General features: G+C 62.7%; 21 protein-coding genes. 14 read left to right on the top strand and 7 right to left on the bottom strand.

Going from position 1 to position 19,198, the window contains the following annotated elements:
• Nucleotides 1-2: 2 nt before the first annotated feature.
• Nucleotides 3-407, bottom strand: a complete 405-nt coding sequence (locus tag CGLY_RS01315) for a RidA family protein (RefSeq protein WP_038545440.1) — start codon at nt 405-407, stop codon at nt 3-5.
• Nucleotides 404-1,717 carry a flavin-containing monooxygenase gene (locus CGLY_RS01310; protein WP_038545437.1) on the bottom strand — a complete coding sequence of 438 codons (1,314 nt, stop codon included), beginning with the start codon at nt 1,715-1,717 and terminating at the stop codon, nt 404-406. The genes CGLY_RS01315 and CGLY_RS01310 overlap by 4 nt, the downstream gene beginning before the upstream one ends.
• A gap of 123 nt (nt 1,718-1,840) precedes the next feature.
• Here CGLY_RS01310 and CGLY_RS01305 point away from each other — a divergent pair, with 123 nt between their 5' ends.
• The 6 genes from CGLY_RS01305 to CGLY_RS18060 all read left to right on the top strand — a co-directional run bounded on the left by CGLY_RS01305 (nt 1,841) and on the right by CGLY_RS18060 (nt 6,755).
• Nucleotides 1,841-2,749 (top strand): LysR family transcriptional regulator, encoded by a 909-nt coding sequence (locus CGLY_RS01305; protein ID WP_038545434.1) that lies wholly within the window; start codon nt 1,841-1,843, stop codon nt 2,747-2,749.
• 148 nt (nt 2,750-2,897) lie between these two features.
• A complete protein-coding gene (locus CGLY_RS01300) occupies nt 2,898-4,304 on the top strand; it encodes an MFS transporter (RefSeq protein WP_081803720.1) in 1,407 nt (468 codons plus the stop codon).
• Nucleotides 4,305-4,313: 9 nt separating this feature from the next.
• Nucleotides 4,314-5,243, top strand: a complete 930-nt coding sequence (locus CGLY_RS01295) for a LysR family transcriptional regulator (RefSeq protein ID WP_038545431.1) — start codon at nt 4,314-4,316, stop codon at nt 5,241-5,243.
• A gap of 135 nt (nt 5,244-5,378) precedes the next feature.
• Entirely contained in the window at nt 5,379-5,810 is a 432-nt protein-coding gene (locus tag CGLY_RS01290; RefSeq protein WP_038545429.1) for a helix-turn-helix domain-containing protein, read from the top strand.
• 215 nt (nt 5,811-6,025) lie between these two features.
• On the top strand, nt 6,026-6,196 hold the full coding sequence (locus CGLY_RS18065; RefSeq protein WP_081803719.1) for a HipA N-terminal domain-containing protein: 171 nt from the start codon (nt 6,026-6,028) through the stop codon (nt 6,194-6,196).
• 238 nt (nt 6,197-6,434) lie between these two features.
• Nucleotides 6,435-6,755, top strand: coding sequence for a HipA domain-containing protein (locus CGLY_RS18060; protein WP_052539433.1), 321 nt, complete (start codon nt 6,435-6,437; stop codon nt 6,753-6,755).
• A 281-nt stretch (nt 6,756-7,036) separates the two neighbouring features.
• Here CGLY_RS18060 and CGLY_RS01280 read toward each other — a convergent pair whose 3' ends face one another.
• A complete protein-coding gene (locus tag CGLY_RS01280) occupies nt 7,037-8,002 on the bottom strand; it encodes an alpha/beta hydrolase (RefSeq protein WP_038545426.1) in 966 nt (321 codons plus the stop codon).
• Nucleotides 8,003-8,166: 164 nt separating this feature from the next.
• On the opposite strand from CGLY_RS01280, the gene CGLY_RS01275 reads away from it, so the two are divergent.
• From CGLY_RS01275 to CGLY_RS01255, 5 genes are all read left to right on the top strand, one after another.
• The gene (locus tag CGLY_RS01275) at nt 8,167-8,820 is read left to right on the top strand and encodes a VOC family protein (protein WP_052539432.1); all 654 of its coding nucleotides are present in this window, start codon (nt 8,167-8,169) and stop codon (nt 8,818-8,820) included.
• 91 nt (nt 8,821-8,911) lie between these two features.
• On the top strand, nt 8,912-9,373 hold the full coding sequence (locus CGLY_RS01270; protein ID WP_038545424.1) for a hypothetical protein: 462 nt from the start codon (nt 8,912-8,914) through the stop codon (nt 9,371-9,373).
• 228 nt (nt 9,374-9,601) lie between these two features.
• Nucleotides 9,602-10,279: a GntR family transcriptional regulator gene (locus CGLY_RS01265; protein WP_052539430.1), complete on the top strand. Its 678-nt coding sequence runs from the start codon at nt 9,602-9,604 to the stop codon at nt 10,277-10,279.
• Nucleotides 10,276-11,484 carry an MFS transporter gene (locus CGLY_RS01260; protein WP_227590330.1) on the top strand — a complete coding sequence of 403 codons (1,209 nt, stop codon included), beginning with the start codon at nt 10,276-10,278 and terminating at the stop codon, nt 11,482-11,484. The genes CGLY_RS01265 and CGLY_RS01260 overlap by 4 nt, the downstream gene beginning before the upstream one ends.
• A gap of 131 nt (nt 11,485-11,615) precedes the next feature.
• Nucleotides 11,616-12,056 (top strand): hypothetical protein, encoded by a 441-nt coding sequence (locus CGLY_RS01255; protein ID WP_038545419.1) that lies wholly within the window; start codon nt 11,616-11,618, stop codon nt 12,054-12,056.
• An 80-nt stretch (nt 12,057-12,136) separates the two neighbouring features.
• On the opposite strand, the gene ctaD is transcribed toward CGLY_RS01255, so the two are convergent.
• The 3 genes from ctaD to CGLY_RS01240 form a co-directional block, all read right to left on the bottom strand.
• Nucleotides 12,137-13,840, bottom strand: a complete 1,704-nt coding sequence (gene ctaD, locus CGLY_RS01250) for an aa3-type cytochrome oxidase subunit I (protein WP_038545416.1) — start codon at nt 13,838-13,840, stop codon at nt 12,137-12,139.
• Nucleotides 13,841-13,972: 132 nt separating this feature from the next.
• Nucleotides 13,973-14,887 (bottom strand): LysR family transcriptional regulator, encoded by a 915-nt coding sequence (locus CGLY_RS01245; RefSeq protein ID WP_038545413.1) that lies wholly within the window; start codon nt 14,885-14,887, stop codon nt 13,973-13,975.
• Between the two features lie 93 nt (nt 14,888-14,980).
• Nucleotides 14,981-15,631: a GntR family transcriptional regulator gene (locus tag CGLY_RS01240; RefSeq protein WP_038545410.1), complete on the bottom strand. Its 651-nt coding sequence runs from the start codon at nt 15,629-15,631 to the stop codon at nt 14,981-14,983.
• A gap of 253 nt (nt 15,632-15,884) precedes the next feature.
• Between CGLY_RS01240 and CGLY_RS01235 the strand changes: the two genes are divergently transcribed.
• Nucleotides 15,885-17,048: a hypothetical protein gene (locus CGLY_RS01235; protein WP_038545407.1), complete on the top strand. Its 1,164-nt coding sequence runs from the start codon at nt 15,885-15,887 to the stop codon at nt 17,046-17,048.
• Entirely contained in the window at nt 17,045-18,118 is a 1,074-nt protein-coding gene (locus CGLY_RS01230) for an isopenicillin N synthase family dioxygenase (RefSeq protein ID WP_038545404.1), read from the top strand. Before CGLY_RS01235 ends, CGLY_RS01230 begins: the two co-directional genes overlap by 4 nt.
• 21 nt (nt 18,119-18,139) lie before the next feature.
• On the opposite strand, the gene CGLY_RS01225 is transcribed toward CGLY_RS01230, so the two are convergent.
• On the bottom strand, nt 18,140-18,898 hold the full coding sequence (locus tag CGLY_RS01225; protein WP_038545402.1) for an SDR family oxidoreductase: 759 nt from the start codon (nt 18,896-18,898) through the stop codon (nt 18,140-18,142).
• 42 nt (nt 18,899-18,940) lie between these two features.
• Between CGLY_RS01225 and CGLY_RS01220 the strand changes: the two genes are divergently transcribed.
• Nucleotides 18,941-19,165 (top strand): hypothetical protein, encoded by a 225-nt coding sequence (locus CGLY_RS01220; protein WP_038545399.1) that lies wholly within the window; start codon nt 18,941-18,943, stop codon nt 19,163-19,165.
• Nucleotides 19,166-19,198 lie beyond the last annotated feature (33 nt).

The following is a 19,198-nucleotide window of genomic DNA, read 5'->3' as shown; positions in this document are numbered from 1 at the left end:
GTCTACAGCACCGCCGTCGCGTCGATCTCGACAAGCCACTCAGGGCGCGCCAGGGCATCGACCACCAGGCCCGTGGAGACCGGGTGGACGCCCTTCAGCCAGCGTCCCATTACCCGGTATACCGTCTCCCGAAAACGGATGTCAGTGAGGTAGACGGTAACTTTGACGAGGTCCTCAAGACTGCCGCCAGCTTCCTCCATGAGCAGCGCGATGTTGGCCATCGCCTTCTCTGCCTGGGCTTCGACGTCACCGACACCGACGCTCTCGCGAGTGTCGAGGTCTTGGCCGATCTGTCCGCGCAGGTAGACCACTCCCCCGGCGACGACGGCCTGGCATAGGTCGTTGTCGAGGTTCTGCTCCGGGTAGGTGTCCTTTGTATTGAAGGGGCGGATGCGGGTGTGTTTCATCGGGCGGTCTCCTTCTCAGGGGTGTAGGCGGCGTAACCGCGTTGGATCATGATCTCGTCGACGACGTACTTCGCGTCGTGCCAACAGCCCCAGATGAAGCTGGAGCCCCGTCGCGACAGCCAGGGCAGGCCGACGAAGTACACGCCGTTGGCAGGGCTCACCCCGCGCTGATGGACCGGACGTCCCCGGTCGTCGGTGACGCCGTCGACGTTCAACCAGGAGTAGTCGACGCCGTAGCCGGTCGCCCACACAACGGTACGGATTCCGGACCGGGCCAGGTCGAGACTGAGCACCGGGTCGGTGACGTCCACCGGGTCGGGGCCGAGCACCCACGCCTCGGGTTCCTCCGGAAGGTCCAGGCCGTTGACCTCGATGTACGCGTCGGCTTCGGCGTAGAGGCCGAGGAGATTTCTGTCGCCAGCGTGGATGTTGTCAGCGAGGTCGTCACGAAAGTACAAGATGCCGTCAGCGTCACAGTTCTCCGCACGTCCGACAAGGTGGATACCGTCGGCAGCCAGGTCGCGGAAGTCGACGGTGTACCCGCCTTCCGCACCAGTGACGGCGATCGTAACGTGTTCGGCGCCCACCGGCGGGGCAGCCATGTCCCATTTGCCGAGGACACCGAGCCACCAGACGTTGTCGCGGCCACGGTATCGGCGTGGCGGACGGTCGTGCGCACCAACGGCGAGAGTGACGTCCTTTCCTGCCTTGTTCAGTTCCGCGGCGATCTGCAGGCCGGACGACCCGGCTCCGACCACGAGCACACCACCGTCCGGCAGGCTCTGCGGGTTGTCGTAGTCCGCGGAGTGGATCTGGGTGATTCCGCAGCTGTCCGCGACATCCTGGGAGATGACCGGCGGAATCACTGGTACTTGAAAGGGGCCGGTGGCAGAGACAACGTGATCAGCAACGATGGTCGCACCATCAGCGCAGACGATGAGGTAACCGTTCTGCCGGGCACGTTTCGATACCGAGACGACCTCCACCCCGGTGCGTACCGGGGCGGCGAAGCCGGCGGCGTAGTCCTCGAAGTACTGTGCGACGCGATCGTGGTGGGCGAAGGCTTCCCCGTCGATCGGCTCAGCCCCGGACGGGGTGGGATCGGCAAAGGTGAGGTTCGGGAACCGGTCGTGCCAGGCGGGGCCGTTAGCGCAGAGCGAGTCCCAGCGTCCGGTGCGCCATTTCTCAGCGATCCGGTCGCGTTCCAGGACAATGTGCGGAATACCGGCAGCTGTCAGGTGCTCACTCGTCGCAATGCCTGACTGGCCGGCGCCGATGACGACAACTTCGGTGGTTTCGGTGGCTGTCATGAAATTCAGTTTCTGCAGTCACCACAGATATAGCAACCATGATTTAATGATATTCTGCATCACCTTAGCTGATTTACAATGTTGTTATATATCGGCTATCCGCATCCATACGAAGGGCCGCCCGTGTCAAAGTCTCGTGACTCACTCACTCTCACTCAGCTGCGCTACTTCACCCGGGTTGCCGAACTCGGATCCATGACCGCCGCCGCCGACGAGCTCTTCGTCGCCCAATCAGGCGTAAGTACGGCGATACATCAGCTCGAGAAGTCCCTCGGCACCACACTGTTCATCCGCCGGAGATCCAAGGGCGTGGTTCTCACAGAACAGGGGCGGGCCTTCCACGCGGCCGTGATCCATGTCCTGGAATCAGTCGATGACGCGGTCAGCGCGCTCTCTCCTGGACAGCTCACCGGCACCCTCGCCGCCGGTTGTTTCACTACCCTGGCACCGTACTGGCTCCCCGAAGTACTCGAACGATTGCAGGCCTCTTCACCCGGACTGACCTGCACAGTTCACGAGGTCACCGCTGACCAAGTAATTTCACTGCTGCAGCGACGAGAGATCGAGGTAGCACTGACCTACGATTTCGACTATGGGCGGGACATCGACTTCGAACGGATCACCGAGGCGCCCATCTACGCCGCAGTCGCAGAGGACGACCCGCTGGCACAACGTTCGTCCGTTAGCCTTCGCGAGCTTGCTCAGCTTCCCCTGATCTTGCTGGACATGGACAAATCCACGAACTACTTCTTGTCTCTGTTCCGCGACGCGCACTTGAGACCGGTAGTCCACCAGAAGTTCGAGTCCATGGAAGTGGTGCGTTCCATGGTGGCCCGCGGTCACGGCTACACGATCCTGAACCAGCGCCCCGCACACGACTTCACCAATGACGGATTCCAGCTGGTCCGCCTGCCCATCGCTGGCGTGCGCTCTCGCCTACAGACCGGCGTCGTCTACCGGTCCGGAGAACCTCTGTCCCTGAAGAGCCAGGCATTCCTCGAAGCCTGCCGGAATGCCCTGTTGCAAGAATAGATCTTCACTGTTTCCGGAATGTGTATTCATATTATCCGAACCCTGTTTCTGTTTATTGTGATGGCCAACACACTCCCGGAGTTTTAGCATTGTCCTCCAAGAAGTCGGACGAACAGGAATTGTCCGGACCACTTTCGAGGAGGACCTCATGCCCGGTACCACGACGACTGCCCCAGACCCCCACGACATAGACGAAAGAACCCTGCGCCGAAGCGTCGTCGCGGGGTCGGTCGGCGTGCTTGTTCACTGGTTCGACTGGGCCGTGTATGCCTACCTGGCCACCACCATCTCCGACGTGTTCTTCCCGGAGTCAGGCGGGGCCACCGGCCTGCTCGCCGTCTTCGGCGTCTTCGCCATCGCCTTCTTCTTCCGTCCGGTCGGCTCCGTCATTTTCGGCCACCTCGGGGACACACTGGGGCGTAAGAAGACGCTCTCGCTCGTTATCATCCTGATGGCTGTGGGCACTCTGATGCTCGGGCTCACGCCGTCTTACGAGTCAATCGGAGTATGGGCTCCGGTACTGCTGATCATCGGACGCATCATCCAGGGGATCGCAGCCGGCGGCGAGTTCGGCTCAGCCGCTTCGTTCCTTGCCGAGTACTCCAAGCCGTCCAAGCGAGGCTTCAACTGCTCGTGGATCGAGTTCGGCTCGGTCATGGGCTTCCTCCTCGCCTCCGGTGTCGTTGCGGTGCTCTTCGCCGTATTCGATGACCAGACAGTCACCGACTGGGCATGGCGTATCCCCTTCCTCATCACCGTGCCGATGGCCATCGTCGGCTACTACATCCGCACGAAGATCGAAGACACCCCGGACTATCGCGCACTCGAAGAAGCCGAGGAAGTGCCGACTGCTCCCATCAAGGAAGTCTTCAAGTACAACAAGAAGCAGTTCCTCCAGACGGTCGGCATTGAGATCTTCATGAACTGCACCTTCTACGTCGTGCTCACCTACCTGCTCACCTACCAGGAGGACACGGTGGGATTCGACGCGGGGACCGCCGCGCGCCTATCGGTGATCGCATCGCTGACCGCGGCATTGATCATTCCGCTCTCAGGCAAGGCCTCCGACCGCTGGGGCCGCAAACCCGTCCTACTTGCCGCCGGTGTACTGCTGCTGGTGCTTTCCTGGCCGGTGTTCCTGTGGATGAATCAGGGCACGTCCGTCTCCGGGTTCGGTGCGACGTTCGTCCTCTCCGCCATCCTCGCCCTCATCCTCGGTACACACGCTTCTACCGTTGCCGAGTTGTTCCCGACCCGGACCCGACAGTCCGGACTATCGATGGCGTATAGCGTCGCCGGCGCGTTTTTCGCAGGTACACTGCCGTACCTCAACACCTGGTTGATCGACTGGACGGACAACATCATGATTCCGGCCTTCACGCTGATGGTCGTCGCCCTGGTCGGACTCGTGACCGTCTCCACGATCCCTGAGACGAAGGGGATCGGGTTCATCGCTGACAAGAACGAGGCCCCTGTTACTCGTACTGGCACGGGCACCAGTTCAGCTGACGACGGTGACCGGGACGCAGAAGGCCAGAGCGCTCCGGCGCGGTAGCGTGGAACAGTGAACATCACTCTCCGCCAGCTGGACTACTTCGTCACCGTCGCTGACGCGGGCAGCATCACCGCCGCTGCCCAACGTCTCTATCTTTCTGCGTCAGCGGTGTCGACCACGGTTACCGAGTTGGAAAACACGCTCGGCGTCCGGCTTTTCACCCGCCATGCCCGCGGCCTCTCCCCTACCGGAGAAGGACGTACTGTCCTCGGCAGGGCGCGGGCACTGTTGCGGGAAGCGGAAGACCTCGAGGTGAATGCAACATCGCTCGGCACCGATGTGTCGGGCACACTGACAGTCGGTTGCTACTCGACCATCGCCCCGCTCCTCTTACCGAGAATCATCGCGGAGTTCGCGGACCAGTACCCGGAACTGACCATCCAGTTCACCGAAGGGTCACGCAGCGAGTTGCTCGAAGGATTCGCCCAGGGACGGTTCGACCTGCTTGTCGTCTACGACTATCCGTTCAAGGACGACCTTCCGGACCGGGGGACGCTGCTCCCTCTCGGCGCCTTCCCTCCCTACGTCCTCCTTCCCGAGACCCATGAGCTGGCAGGAACTGGTCCTGTGGCACTGGCCGACCTCGCGTCGGACCCGCTCATCCTCTTCGATCTTGAGCCTGCGGACCAGTACTTCCTCTCCCTGTTCCGTACTGAAGGCGCGGAACCACAGGTCCGGTACCGTACCGGTGACTTCGAAGTCATCCGGGGACTTGTTTCGCGCGGCCTCGGGTACTCACTCCTCACCCAGAGAACACGTCACCCGGTCAGCTATGAAGGCATCGCTTATGTTGCCGCCGAGCTCGCATGTGATCACGGCCCGCTGGACGTCGTCTCGCTCGTACCGACCGCCTCGCGGGTCACCGAGCGGACAAAGGCGTTCGTGGATGCGGCCCGAAAGATCCTCGGAGACCCGATTCGGTATGCCAATGCCGATTGAAGTTGCGTCGCAGCGTCGCCGTTCGTGCCAATGTCGTCTGCATCTAACATCCCAAAATGTTAGACACAGACGACGTGCGAGAGCGTAGTCTCTATCTAACGTCGCATTCCTGTTCACTATCGAGGGTGTGTCCCGATGACCATATCCGTCCCGGTCACCCGAATCGATCAGCTGGTGGCCTCCGTGAAACCGGCACGTGCCGAACGTGGGATTACGCAGGAAGAGCTCGCCGAGCGCCTCAGAGTCTCCCGACCGTGGATCAGCCAGTTTGAGCGCGGGCAGGACCGTATCCTAGCAATACTCAGCACGCTAGGTCTCACACTGACGATCTCAGCGGCGGCACCTGATAGCGGGACGACAGCCGCAACTGACGCTGCACAGCCGAACCCAGATATGCCTACCTGGGACAGTTTTGCTTCCTCGCTCAACGCGTTCCACCCGGCTCAGGAGAGGATCGCTGAACTCGGGAAGAAGATCGAAGAAAGAGCGCTCCCCGCAGAGACCCGAGAGTTCCCCAACAACCTCTTTGCAGAGCATAACGCCAAGATGCCCGAGGGAAACCGATGACGGCGAAACACTTGACGGTGTACCTTCTCGGAGAGGGAGTCGGCACGCTAAGCCAAGAAAAGGGTGGACGTCATTGGCTGACCTACGACGAGGACTACACCGGCCAGGAACTGTGTCACTGTCGCTTCCAACGACCACCCGCAGGTGGGGCCCTGAACGCGTAGAATCCTTCATCGCAGGCTTGGTGCCGGGGCAACGAGCGGGCCAAGGAAAAGATGGCACGCGACCATGATGTCAGCGCCCGCAACCCCTTCTCACTTTTGAGCGCAATTGGTCGCGAATGCGCCGGTGCCGTTCAGTTTCTTCCCCGACCGAGAACCCGAACGATTACCCCCGGACCGTGCCGCTCTCTGACGACGACGTCGCCCAACGATTGCGCCAGATAGCCGGAGCTGCAGAGGACAGCTGGATGCCAGTCAACGAACGCTGGTCGCTGGCCAGGATGCAGTCGAAGATCGCACTCGGCCGAGAGCCTGCAACGTCACAGTGGTGTGAAGCAGACGGGTCAGTAGCCACGACGCATATCATCAAACCTGCCGGACCACTGCCTTTACATGCCCTCAACGAGGTCCTCTGCCTTCAGACTCTCCATTACCTCGGCGGCCCGCCTGGACAGAACTCCAGGTGTTCGATGGTATCCCGGCAGTGGTCAGCACGAGGTGGGACCGGGAGTTCATCGACGGCGACGTCCTCCGGATCCACCAGGAAGACCTATGCCAGGCGATGCACATTCATCCCGACAATAAGTACACATCCGATGGTGGATCCCAGGCACACGAGATCGCACAATTCTTGAAGAAATCCGCTCCTGACCAACGCCTCCATGAAGACTTCACCAAATTGCTGATCCTGAACGTCCTGTTGGGAAACCCGGATGCCCACGCCAAGAACTACCCCCCTCATCTATCCGATAGACCGGCCAGTCAGGTTGGCACCCGCCTATGACATCGCGGCGATCCTGCCGTACAAACCTGATTCCACAGTTGCGATGAAGATCGGAGGACGCAATGTCCCCGGGGAAATAGAACTCAGACATTGGCACCTGGCCCTCGGCAGACGCCCCCGTCATCCGAGAAGCTCATGTCCTCCCGTGCGAACGCAATCACCGACCAGTGCGCACGCATTCTCTAACGATCTGAGTCACCGCCCAGATCATTTCCGGGGGTGGAAGATGATCTGGGCGGTGACTCAAATGCGCGCCGCGTGGATGTTCAACACATTGCCGGTCAGATCCGATCCATGAACGTGTACATATTGCCCTGGTCGAACGCAGCACGACGCCAGGTGTCCCAGGCGTGGGAACCGATGATGTCGTACTTGAACTCGATGTTGTCACGTCCCGCCAGCGCCGCACGCGCCTGGAACTCCGAGGTCATCACCATCGACCCGGCCTCGAATGGTCCGCCTCGCACCACCGTCGCCACCGGATCAGGGCCCAGGTCACCAGCAAAGTTCGTGATGCCGGTCGAGGCACTGATGATCACCGGCATGGTGAGGTTGTCGATGTTCAGGCTGGGGTTGTTCTCTGCGCGTGATCGCTCATCAGCCCACGGCGCTTCATCATTTCCACTGTTCAGCGTCGATGTCCCGTCTATTACGGCACGCTGCACCGGCATACTGGGATCATAGAGCCCGCTCAGCGCGTACACCGAGCTGTAGATGTCCGGGTGTTTGGACGCGAGGTTCATCGCGCCGTACGCTCCGGAGCTCAGGCCGGTCACACCGGTATTCCCTCGGCCTCCGTCAGGCACACCGAACGCGGACTCCAGGTAGTCCGGGAGTTCCTGGCTCATGAAGGTCTCGAACTGCGCCCCTTCCACGCCGTCCCAGTCCTGCACCCAGCTCCACGGGTCCATGGCGGGGAAGACGAGGGTGGCGTCCTCTCCCTCCAACGCGTCCAGTGCGCCACCGGCGGTGACCCAGGCGTTGGTGTCGGTGGAGTCTGCTCCGTCAATGAACTGGGCGACCTTCGGATTGCCTTCGGTGTGAGCGGGCCGCACCACCACGTTGAAGTCACGGTCCATCGACGGCGAGTGCACCGAGCACTCCAGTGCGGACGTGTCGCGGTACTGTGTGCATCCTTCGGGGTCGGCTGCCGCGGTCGGCGCAACAGCCACGGATGCGGTCACGCCGACGGCTGCCGCCAGCGCAGCCAGCATCTTCGGCGTCTGTTTCTTTCGGGAGTGTGTCATTCGGGGAATCCTCCTGTCCGACGGCGACCGTACAAGCCACACCCCCGAAAAAGCGATGCCCCCAGGGGAATTGCCAGCGAACGCCAACATCACGCGTCACTGCAGTTCACACCGCTTATCAACTGTCGCAGCAAGTAGTCGTCGTCGCCCCTAGACTCGGGTCCATGAAGTTCCTCGAGATCACTCTCCCGGTCCATGATCCGTCTCGGTGGGTCTCCTGGCTGTCGGGCCACCTCGGGACGCCGCCGACGGGTGGACACGGGGTGCGCATCGGATGGACCATACTGCACTTCACCACCGACTCGTCCGATGATCCCCCCGGCCGCGGCCACCACCTTGCGTTCGCTATTCCGACGGGCAGTATCAACGATGCTGCCCGACGCATCGAGGAAGAGACGGATCAACCGCTGCTCAGCGACGACGGCGCCACCGTCATCGACCGTGGCGGCAACTGGGCGAGCCGATCAGTCTATTTCGCCGGCCCGGAGAACTCCGTCCTTGAACTCATCGAGCACACCGACCGGCCAGCATCAGCCGCAACCTCGCCGTCGGACGGCCCACCGGAGCTGCTCGGCGTCGCAGAGATCGGACATGGTGTGTCCGACGTGGCAGCTGCCGGCGACAACCTCGCCACACGCTACGGCGAGGGCCTCCCCCACGGCTTCGGCGATCCTGCACGCCGTGTCATCGCCGCCTACGGCGATATCGACGGCGCGGTGATTCTCGCAGGGAAAGACCGGCCGTGGTACCCCACGCAGGACGTCCTGCCCGCCACCGCCGAGGCGGCGTTCGTAGCGGAGGATGACGGACGCAGCTGACCGAAACTGGCCGCAACTAACTCTAGACAGTCTCTAGAACGTCCCCTACACTTCGCAGACGTAAGCCACCCCTCACTCGAAAGGATCCACCATGAGTTTCTCCACTCTCCGTTTCTCCCGCCTCTCCCGCGCCGGTGTCGCTGCCGTGGCACTGGCCCCGGCACTGGTGCTCGCAGCACCGACCGCCGTTGCCGACGAGACCGAGACCCCCACCGCTGACTCCTCCGCCCCGTCCCTCTCGGACGACAGTGGCGACGAAGAGGGTTCCGGTGAGGGGACAATCGAAGGCTCCTTGCCGGAGGGTGTGAGTTCATCGGATGCCGCCTCATCGCTGGCGGATGCCGACTGGAAGGCCGTCGCCTCGATCCTGGGCGACGTGCTCGGCGGCGACGTGTCACTGCAGACCATCCTGGACATCATTTCCCTGGTCAACGACGGTGACGCCACGGTCGGCGATGTGATCGGCTCCGTCACCGGCTCGCTCGGTGACACCAGTGGCAACAGCGGCGACAGCGATTCTGATGCTGGCGACGCTGGCGACGCCGCAGAGTAACAACCCCCTCGCCACCTGCTGGGAGGTCACCGCACAACGCGGTGACCTCCTTTTCCAGCTCGACCGGCGGACATGGCAGAGCATTCGGCAGCGCGGCAGAGGTAACCGTCGGTTTACACGCCGAAACCGACCCACGGATCTGCCGGCAGACCGGCGCCTCTGTTGACGCGGCTGCCCCTACCCTGCCCCTACCACATACCTTTTAGCACCTGATGTATTCTTTGATGCATGCATCAACAGGAAGACCCACCGGTGTGGGCACCGGGCGCCTCGGAACGATCGATTGCCGGACGCATCGCCGAGCAACTCGCCGGCGAGATCATCGAGGGAACAATCGAAGCCGGCGACACCCTCACCGAGGTGGAGGTGGCTACTCAGCGCGGGGTGAGCCGCACCCCCGTCCGCGAAGCGATGCTCCGACTCGAGGCCTGGGGACTGGTCAGGATCGCCCCGAAAAAGGGCGCCACCGTCACCGTTCCGACCGAACGTGAGCGCCGCGAGCTTCTCACCGTGCGTTCGATGCTCGAGACCGACATCGTCCGACGCATCGCCGAGAGACCCGATGAACGCACCGTACTTGCCGCACGACTAGACGACACCGTTGACCAGCAACGGGCGAGCGCCGCGTCCCCCGACAGTTTTGCCGCACTGGACTTCACTTTCCACTCCCACATCATCCACTTCGACGACAACCGCATCGTCACCGAGATCTCAGACATCCTCGCACCACGGCTCGCCCGGCTGACCTTCCTGGCCATCCGCGCCATGACAGGCAACCTCCGACCCGTCATTGACGAACACTCGGCACTGTCCGATGCCGTCCGGCAGGGGGACGTCCACCGCTTCGAGCAACTCATCCAGGCACACCTCGCCGGGTGGCACGGCCGCTACGAAGTCGCCCAGTGAGCACGAACGTGAGCCCGAATCACCTGTGGATGCTCCCGGTACCGGCAGTATTCCTCCTCGCGTGGGGCGGCAACCACTTCACTCCCCTGCTTCACCTCTACGAAACCGTGGGCGGGTACGCCCCATGGCAGTCCAATCTCCTGCTGGGCATGTACGTATTCGGGCTCATCCCCGGACTCCTTGTCGCCGCAGCCCTGTCTGACCGGTACGGACGTAGGACAGTGACCCTCTCCGGCCTGGTTGCCGCCGCCGTGGGCAGCATCATCCTGGCCTGTGGCATGAGCTCCTTCACCGTCCTGTGCATCGGCCGACTCTTCGCTGGCGTCGGGGTGGGGGTGGGCATGTCCGTCGGGTCAAGTTGGATCAAGGAGCTGTCCGGACGGGGCTATGACCCAGCCGCGAAGATCACCTCCGGAGCCCAACGTTCGTCCCTGACCCTCACTCTCGGTTTCGCGATCGGGGCGGGTGTGACCGGAGCACTGGCCCAGTGGGGGCCATGGCCCGCTCAGACGCCTTACCTTCTGCACGTCCTGCTGTGCCTCCTGGCACTGCTCCCGACCGTGCGATGCCCCGAAACGGTGACCCCACAGATGTCCCCCGACACCCACCCCTGGTGGCACGATCTGACCATCTCACGGTCGTCACGGCGCCCGTTCCTCCGCATTGTCGCGCCCGCAGCACCATGGGTCTTCGCTGCGGCGGGCGTCGCTTACGCGGTGCTTCCGACGGTTTTCGAGGAGAGTCTCGGCGATCACACCACTATCTTCGCCACCTTCCTCACTGTCCTCACGTTAGGGACAGGATCCGCCACACAACCTGGAGTCAGCTGGCTCAACCGGGTGACGCGGGGCCGGGCACTCCCGGTCGGGCTTGTGTGCCTTTTCGTCGGACTGGTCCTCGCCGCTGTGACCGCGGCCGTGGGAAGCCCGGTCCTGGCGTTTGTCGCCGCACTCGTCCTCGGCGGATCCTTCGGTATCTGCCTGGTCGCCGGCCTCCTGTTGTCGCAGGCCCTGGCCACCCCTCGGGAGCTTGCCGCAATGACGGGCATCTACTATTCGGTCGCCTACCTGGGTTTCCTCCTGCCGACCGTATTGGCGGCACTCACCGGCGGCTCGGACTACGCGCAGGCCCTGGTCGTCGTGGCCGCGTGTTGCCTCGTATGTGCAGTCCTTGTCGCCACGGGGCTCTCATCCCGGAAGAAATAGTGGGCCCGACACTTTATCGATAACACGAAGAACTGGGGACGTCCGGCGCCCGTTCCTCGTTCCATGGACGACCCACATGCTCTACTGCTATGGTTCTAAGCCAACCACTTCACCGGAAGAAAGTATGGGCTATGACCCTCTCACCCGTCTCCCGCCGCCTCAAGGCCGGTATCGCCGCCGTCGTCGTCACCCCCGCCCTCATCTTCGCCCCCACTGCGGTCGCAGACTCTTCCCAGGACGTGGGGAGCCTGTCCGGCTCCTCCCTGCCCGCCGACCTGGTCAGCAGCCTGAACGGCACCAAGGCCGGGCCTTTCGATGCACTCGGAAGCCTGGGCGGTATCGGCAGTGGCGAGATCGGCGCGGCTGTCACTGTCGTCACCGCACTGCTCAACGCCGGGGTCAGCGTCGGCGACATCATCACGATCTTCATGGCACTGCAGGGTGCCGGTGTGAGCATCAGCGATATCATCGCCGTATTCTCTTTCCTCGCCGATAATCCGGCTGCCCTGAAGACTGTCCTCTTCCTCATTGAACAGGGCTGGATCACCCAGGTCCTGGCACTCATCCGCTGACCCCGAAAAGACGACGGTGCCGGTGGTCACCTGACCACCGGCACCGTTGCCGTGACAATCCGCCGACTCCCCGGATACCGCTAGAAGTGGCGTCCGACGTGTGCTTCCTCGCGGGCGGTCTTCACCATGTGCGGGTGATGCAGCTCGAAGGCAGGACGCTCCGAACGGATCTTCGGCATCGACGTGAAATTGTGCCGCGGCGGCGGACACGACGTCGCCCACTCCAGCGAATTACCGTAGCCCCACGGATCATCCACGGTGACAACCTCACCGTAACGCCAGGACTTGAACACATTCCAGACGAAAGGAAGCACGGAGATACCCAGAATCAACGCACCGACCGTGGAAACCTGGTTCAACAGGGTGAACCCGTCGGAATCCAGGTAGTCAGCGTAACGACGGGGCATCCCCATGTTGCCCAGCCAGTGCTGCACCAGGAAGGTGGTGTGGAAGCCGATGAAGGTCAACCAGAAGTGGATCTTGCCCAACTTCTCATCCAGCATGCGGCCGGTCATCTTCGGGAACCAGAAATACACCCCGGCATACGACGCGAACACCAGGGTGCCGAACAAGGTGTAGTGGAAGTGCGCGACCACGAAGTAGGAGTCGGACAGCTGGAAGTCCAGCGCCGGCGACGCCAGCATCACACCGGTGAGACCACCGAACAGGAACGTGGCGAAGAAACCGACCGCGAAGATCATCGGCGTCTCAAAGGTGATCCGGCCCTTCCACATCGTGCCCAGCCAGTTGAAGAACTTCATGCCGGTCGGCACGGCAATCAGGAAGGTCATGAAACTGAAGAACGGCAGCAGCACCGCACCGGTGACGAACATGTGGTGCGCCCACACCGCCAACGACAACGCCGCAATCGACAGGGTGGCGAACACCAGGCCGACATAGCCGAACATCGGTTTACGGGAGAACACCGGGAAGATCTCCGAGACGATGCCGAAAAACGGCAGGGCCAGCACGTAGACCTCGGGGTGGCCGAAGAACCAGAACAGGTGCTGCCACAGGATCGCGCCACCGTTGGCCGGATCATAGATGTGGCCACCCAGCAGGCGGTCGTAGAGCACACCGAGCGCCGCAGCGGTCAGCAGCGGGAAAATCAGCAGCACCAGCAGGGACATGACCAGGATGTTCCAGGTGAAGATCGGCATGCGGAACATCGTCATCCCCGGTGCACGCAGGCACAGGATCGTGGTGATCATGTTGACTGCAGAGGCGATAGTCCCCACGCCGCCGACACCGACGCCGATGATCCACAGGTGCGAGCCCACGCCCGGGGAGTGGATGGCGTCGGCCAGGGGCATATACATCGTCCAGCCGAAGTCCGCCGCACCACCGGGGGTCAGGAAACCGGACAACATGATGATGCCGCCCCAGGTGGTCAGCCAGAAGCCGAAGGCGTTGAGCCGGGGGAAGGCGACGTCTGGCGCGCCGATCTGGAGCGGCATCACGTAGTTCGCGAATCCGAACACCAGTGGACTGCCGAACAGCAGCAGCATGATGGTGCCGTGCATGGTGAACAGCTGGTTGAACTGCTCATTGGACAGGAACTGCAGACCCGGGTGGAAGAGCTCCACGCGGATCAGCAGCGCCATGAGACCACCGATGCCGAAGAAGATGAAGGCCATCACGATGTACATGATGCCGAGCTGCTTATGGTCAGTCGTGGTCAGCAGGGCCCATGCATGACCACCCTTGCGGGATTCGCCACCATGGGGTCGGCTCTCGGGCCGGACGTGAGGGGTGTTCTTCTCGGGTGGAGCTACGGCAGTCAACGGTCCAAACCTCCTGAAGCGTCGGTGGCGGACTCTTGCCCGGTCGTCAGCCGGAGCCGTCACACGGTGTCGGTAAACCGACTATAGGTTCGGCGCGTTTTAGCTGGTGAGGCCGTTGAAGTTATGGGGTTATCATCTGTTCTTATGTGACCAGGGCGACACCGTGGTGAGGTGCTTCGCGAGAGAGTCCAGGTAGACCGCACTCGCCGAACCCGGATCCCACACCAGTTCGTAGAACATCTCCACCTGTGTCCCGTCATCCCGGACGATGCGGCGTGAGGCCATACCCTCCTTGACGTGCCTCTCGGGCAGGACCACGGATCCCATCCCCTTGTCAGCCCAGCCGGGCAGGGCACTGCAGTGCGTGACCTCCATCTCGGCGCGTTTCATCTGATGTCCGGCCTCGGCGAACACGTCCGACACCATCCGGGTGATTCCACACCCGTGCCGGCACAGGATCAGTTCCCGCTCAGCGAGCTGATCAACCGTAATTGTCTCTCCACCGCCCTCGTCGGTCGGGTCAACCAGAACAAGGTAGTCCGAATCGATCAAGCGGTGACTGTAGCCCGGCAGAGACCCCAGGGCCGGGACGATGATCATGTCGAGGCTCCCCGCCTGCAGGAACTCCTCGAGTGGCTCCAGTTCCGCCTCCAACAGCATCACGTCGTGCCCGGTAGCAAGCGCGTTCGGGCCGTGGATCGCGTCCTTCAGTTGCCCGACGATGGCCTTGTCGATCTTCGGCGAGATCCCCACCCGGACAGTGCCCGACCGACTGGACGTGAAGGACTCCGCCTCAACCTCCATCCGGGTCACATCGGTGATGATCTGCTTGATGCGGGGCAGCACCGCCGCACCGAACGCCGTCGGCGACGTACCCCGAGGGTTACGGAGGAAGATGCGTCCGCCGAGATGTTCCTCGAGTTTGGCGATACTGATGGACAATGCCGGCTGAGTAACCCCGAAGCGACGCGCGGCTGAGCTGAACGATCCCGTGTCCGCCACCGCGTCGGCGTAGCGCAGGGATTCGAGTGTGAGTCTGGCATTCATGATGTTTTTATCCTATTGCCGTTGACCTGCACCATAAAACATCGTCCATAAATATTGCACATAGTAGCATAACTACCCCCGGTGACGAGTGTCTCATCCACGCAGAATCCGGACAAGTACCGCACCGGCGTGCGACGATGCGGCGGTGGCCGCCGCCCGCGCATCCCCCGCTTCAATCGCATCGACGATCGCACCGTGTTCACGAAAGGAGAGCGTCCTGTTCAACGCACCGTGCCAGGCGTCCGACCGGTAAAGATACCCCTGGATGTCGAGTTTCATCAGCGCGTCACACAATGGACGATTGCCCGAGATCTCCCGGATCCGGGTGTGAAAGTCCAGGTCGAGACGTGAATCGCGCAGCGGGTCCGGTGGGCTCTCCAGGTTGACTTCCTGGCAGTCGAGAAGACTACGCAGTTCAGCGATGTCCTCTGTCGTCGCCTCTCCGGTCGCCTGTCCAGCAGCGAGCCCGTCCAATACTTCACGGAGCTCGAAGACCTGTTCCAACGTCCCCCGGTCCAGCGCCGCGACCCGGGCACCGGCATGTGGACGGTACTCGGCGACCCCCTCCACCGTGAGCTGCTGGACAGCCTCCCGTACCGGACTACGCGACACGTCGAACCGGGCCGCGATTCCCGGCACGCTTAACGGCGTCCCGGGCGACAACGTACCGGAGATGATTTCCTCGCGCAGACGGTACAGCACGGACTCGGCGAGCAACGCACCGTTGCGGACCTCGTCAGACATGACGGCATCCTCTCGTTGGGGTCGACACTAGCTATTACATGTATTACAGCATGGTTTCCCAGGTTAAATCCTGATCTCCATATCTTCGCACGCTCCGCCTGTCGCCTGTCGCAGTACACGTTTTCGACCAGCTATTTTGCGGAAAACATCGTCCAAGAACGACGGCATCTTCACAAATCTCTCTGCGGTCAAGGACTAGCGGGCAATCATGTCTCAACCTAGATTTACATGCAATCGTCCACGAGGAGAGAACATGACTGCACACCGCACCACACGAACACTCGCCGCCGCGCTCGGCACGGCTGCATTGACCACCGGACTCGTCGCCTGCTCGGACGACTCCGGTTCCGGGGCGAACGTCGACATCGAGCCCACCGCCGAAGAGTACCGCCTCGACGACGTCTGCCCGGAGAACATCGACATCCAGCTGCAGTGGCAACCCCAGTCGGACCAGGCCGGGGTGATCGGGTTGATGGGGGCAGACTACGCCGTCGACAACGAGTCCAAGTCGGCCTCCGGTTCCCTGGTGTTCGACGGTGGGGACACCGGTGTCGATCTCACCCTGCGCGCCGGCGGGGCGTCCATCGGATTTCAGTCCGTGCCCGACCAGATGTACACCGACGAATCCATCGATCTCGGGCTCGTCCATCAGGACCAGATGGTCGTCGCCGCCGACAGTCAGCGCGTGGTGGGACTGACCCCACTGTTGAAGACCAACCCCTCCATCGTCATGTGGGATCCGGAGACCCACCCCGACTGGGAGGGCATCGAGGACATCGGCGGTACCGACACTCCAGTGGTCGTCTCGCAGGACCAGGTCTTCCCCCGCTGGCTCGTCGCAGAGGGCCTGCTCGATCAGGACCAGCTCGACACCAGCTACGACGGAGCGCCCGCCCGGTTCGTCGCCGACCCGACCATCGCCCAGCAGGGCTTCGCGAACTCCGAACCCTACCGTTACGAAAACGAGGTCGAGTCCTGGATGAAACCCGTGGACTACCAGCTCGTCCGTGACGTCGGCTACGACACGTACGGGGCGAACCTCACCGTGCGGCCCGAACGGATCGAGGAGATGTCCGACTGCCTGGAGAAGCTGGTACCCATGGTCCAGCAGACCGGGAAGAACTACGTGGAGGACCCGCAGACGACGAATGCCCTGATCATCGACTGGGTCGGCAGCGACAACGCCTTCAACCCGTACACCGCCGAGGAGGCTGCCGCCTCCGCAGAGACCTTGCGCGACGAGGACATCATCGCCCCTGGTGACGACGGCATCTGGGGAAGCTACGACATGGACAAGGCCCAGTCCGCCATCGACATGCTGATCCCGGTGCTGAACGACTCCGGATCCGACCTCCCCGAGGACATTCCCGCCGACAACCTCTTCGACCCCCGGTTCATCAGTGAGGACATCTCATGAGCATCACCGTTCCCGTCATCGACATCTCCCCCTACCTCCACGTCTCCGGCGGGCTCGATCACACCGACCCCGCAGTTCAGGAGGCCCGCGCCGCAGTCGCCCGCCAGCTCGACGAGGCCTGCACCGACGTAGGCTTCCTCCAGATCATCGGTCACGGCATCCCATCCGATGTCGAGGCGGGTCTCGCCGGCGCTCTCGACGACTTCTTCGGCCAGCCGCTGGACGCCAAGAAGTCCTACACCCGCCCCGGCGAGAACCGCGGCTACAGCCCACCGAAGAGCGAGTCACTGAGCATGAGCCTCGGGGTGGCCTCCGCCAACCAGATGAACGACTTCTACGAGGCGATCACCGTCGGCTCCGAACGGTCCTGGTTCCCCGGGCTCGAGCTCCCCGAAACCAGCTACCCCGACAACTCCTGGCCGACCGAGATCACCCCGTCTTTCCGTCCTGCCGTAGAGGCCTGGTTCCGCGAGGCCAGTCGGGTCTCCCGCGCCCTGCTCACCGCATTCACCGATGCGTTGAACCTGTCGTCCGGCTACTTCGATGAGATGGTGGACCATTCCATCGACGCGCTGAAGATGAACCACTACACGCTGCCGGAGGGCGATATTGACCTCACCGGCGAGCTGACCGGCATGGGTGCTCACACCGACTTCGGCATACTCACCGTGCTCTGGGCCGACCGTGTCCCCGGCCTGCAGGTCCTCGACCGGGAGGGGGCGTGGCACGCCATCGAACCGGCGGAGGGGGCACTGATCGTCAATCTCGGCGACGCCATGGCCCGCTGGACAAACGACCGATGGATGTCCACCGTGCACCGCGTCGACCCGCCGGTCGTGAACGGCCGGATTATCCGACGAAGGTCAGCGGCATTCTTCTTCGACGGCAACCACGACGCCGTCATCGAAACCCTCCCCGGATGTGAAGGTGCCGCAGCGGGTGACTGCGCAGCCGGATATCCCCCGATCACTGTCGCTGACAATATCAACGCCAAACTCGCTGGCATGAAGGACGGCATTGCTCCGTCGGACGCCGGGCGCGAGGCCGCACGAGTGACCTCCGCCAGCTGACCAGGCTCGGACCGAGACCAGCTACGCCTGGTCCGTCGGCCGAATCATGATGGTGTCCACATCCATATGTGCCGGACGGTCCGCCACCCAGCGGATCGTCTCCGCAATGTCCTTCGCCGTGAGGTTGAGCACGTCCTCGTATACCTGCTGTGCCCGCTCCTCGTCGCCCTTGAACCGGTTGAGGCTGAAATCCGTCGCCACCCGGCCCGGGTCGATCTGGCAGACACGCACGCCTTTCTCCGCGAATTCCATGCGCATCACATCGGTCAATGCGGTCTCCCCGAACTTCGCGGCGTTGTACCCCGCACCTCCGCGGTACCCCCACCGGCCGGCGATGGAGACCACATTGATGACCTGCGGTGCTGCGGTCCTGGTCAGCTCCGGGAACAGGGATTGCGTGACTTGAAGTGTGCCGATGACGTTGGCCTCGTACATCCACCGCCAGTCCTCGACATCACCGTCCAGCACTGCATCGAGCCCTCGGGCACCACCGGCGTTATTGACCAGGAGATCGGCACCACCGAGATCATGCACGGCCGAGGCCAGTGCATCAACACTCTGCCGGTCCGTGACGTCGACCTCCACCACATGGCTGGTCGCCTCCGGAGCATCCCGGGCAATCCGGTCGGCCACCTCCCGGAGCTTCTCGGGGCGCCGTGCCGCGAGGACGACGTCCCATCCGTCGGCAGCCAAGGCGACGGCGGTAGCTTCACCGATACCGGCGGATGCCCCGGTCACGATGGCGAGGCGGCGTGCTGAACTGTCTGTCTTATTGGTCATATGCCCGAGAATAGCGGTTCCGGTGGCATAGAATCATCGGTTATGAAGCTCCCGAACATGCTCAACGCCCGCGTCACCCGTGCCCAGATCGACCATCCTGTCGTGGCGGCGAAGGTCATCCGGAAGCTCACCGGGTCCAGCGGGAAGAAGGGCGGGAGTTCCTCCCCTGCGCCCGTCGTATCCCGTCCGGTCACCCGCGCGACTCTGACCCGGACCAACGGTATCGACGCCGCGAAGATCGCCGCCGGGGTGCCGTCCGCCCACTAACAGCACCTGAGTCGAGCATTCCAGGGTGTTTTC

This window comes from Corynebacterium glyciniphilum AJ 3170, assembly GCF_000626675.1.
Lineage (GTDB): Bacteria > Actinomycetota > Actinomycetes > Mycobacteriales > Mycobacteriaceae > Corynebacterium > Corynebacterium glyciniphilum.
Note: the sequence above shows the minus strand (reverse complement) of the source record. Positions and strands in the feature narration are given on the sequence as shown.

Bases quoted from the DNA above. Each gene is read 5' to 3' on its own strand.
- CGLY_RS01245 (WP_038545413.1), bottom strand. From the start codon at position 14,887: ATGAATGCCAGACTCACACTCGAATCCCTGCGCTACGCCGACGCGGTG.
- CGLY_RS01280 (WP_038545426.1), bottom strand. From the start codon at position 8,002: ATGACACACTCCCGAAAGAAACAGACGCCGAAGATGCTGGCTGCGCTG.
- CGLY_RS01290 (WP_038545429.1), top strand. From the start codon at position 5,379: ATGACCATATCCGTCCCGGTCACCCGAATCGATCAGCTGGTGGCCTCC.
- CGLY_RS01300 (WP_081803720.1), top strand. From the start codon at position 2,898: ATGCCCGGTACCACGACGACTGCCCCAGACCCCCACGACATAGACGAA.
- CGLY_RS18065 (WP_081803719.1), top strand. From the start codon at position 6,026: ATGGCACGCGACCATGATGTCAGCGCCCGCAACCCCTTCTCACTTTTG.
- CGLY_RS01275 (WP_052539432.1), top strand. From the start codon at position 8,167: ATGAAGTTCCTCGAGATCACTCTCCCGGTCCATGATCCGTCTCGGTGG.
- CGLY_RS01230 (WP_038545404.1), top strand. From the start codon at position 17,045: ATGAGCATCACCGTTCCCGTCATCGACATCTCCCCCTACCTCCACGTC.
- CGLY_RS01270 (WP_038545424.1), top strand. From the start codon at position 8,912: ATGAGTTTCTCCACTCTCCGTTTCTCCCGCCTCTCCCGCGCCGGTGTC.
- CGLY_RS01265 (WP_052539430.1), top strand. From the start codon at position 9,602: ATGCATCAACAGGAAGACCCACCGGTGTGGGCACCGGGCGCCTCGGAA.
- CGLY_RS01240 (WP_038545410.1), bottom strand. From the start codon at position 15,631: ATGTCTGACGAGGTCCGCAACGGTGCGTTGCTCGCCGAGTCCGTGCTG.
- CGLY_RS01310 (WP_038545437.1), bottom strand. From the start codon at position 1,717: ATGACAGCCACCGAAACCACCGAAGTTGTCGTCATCGGCGCCGGCCAG.
- CGLY_RS01225 (WP_038545402.1), bottom strand. From the start codon at position 18,898: ATGACCAATAAGACAGACAGTTCAGCACGCCGCCTCGCCATCGTGACC.
- CGLY_RS01235 (WP_038545407.1), top strand. From the start codon at position 15,885: ATGACTGCACACCGCACCACACGAACACTCGCCGCCGCGCTCGGCACG.
- CGLY_RS01255 (WP_038545419.1), top strand. From the start codon at position 11,616: ATGACCCTCTCACCCGTCTCCCGCCGCCTCAAGGCCGGTATCGCCGCC.
- CGLY_RS01315 (WP_038545440.1), bottom strand. From the start codon at position 407: ATGAAACACACCCGCATCCGCCCCTTCAATACAAAGGACACCTACCCG.
- CGLY_RS01220 (WP_038545399.1), top strand. From the start codon at position 18,941: ATGAAGCTCCCGAACATGCTCAACGCCCGCGTCACCCGTGCCCAGATC.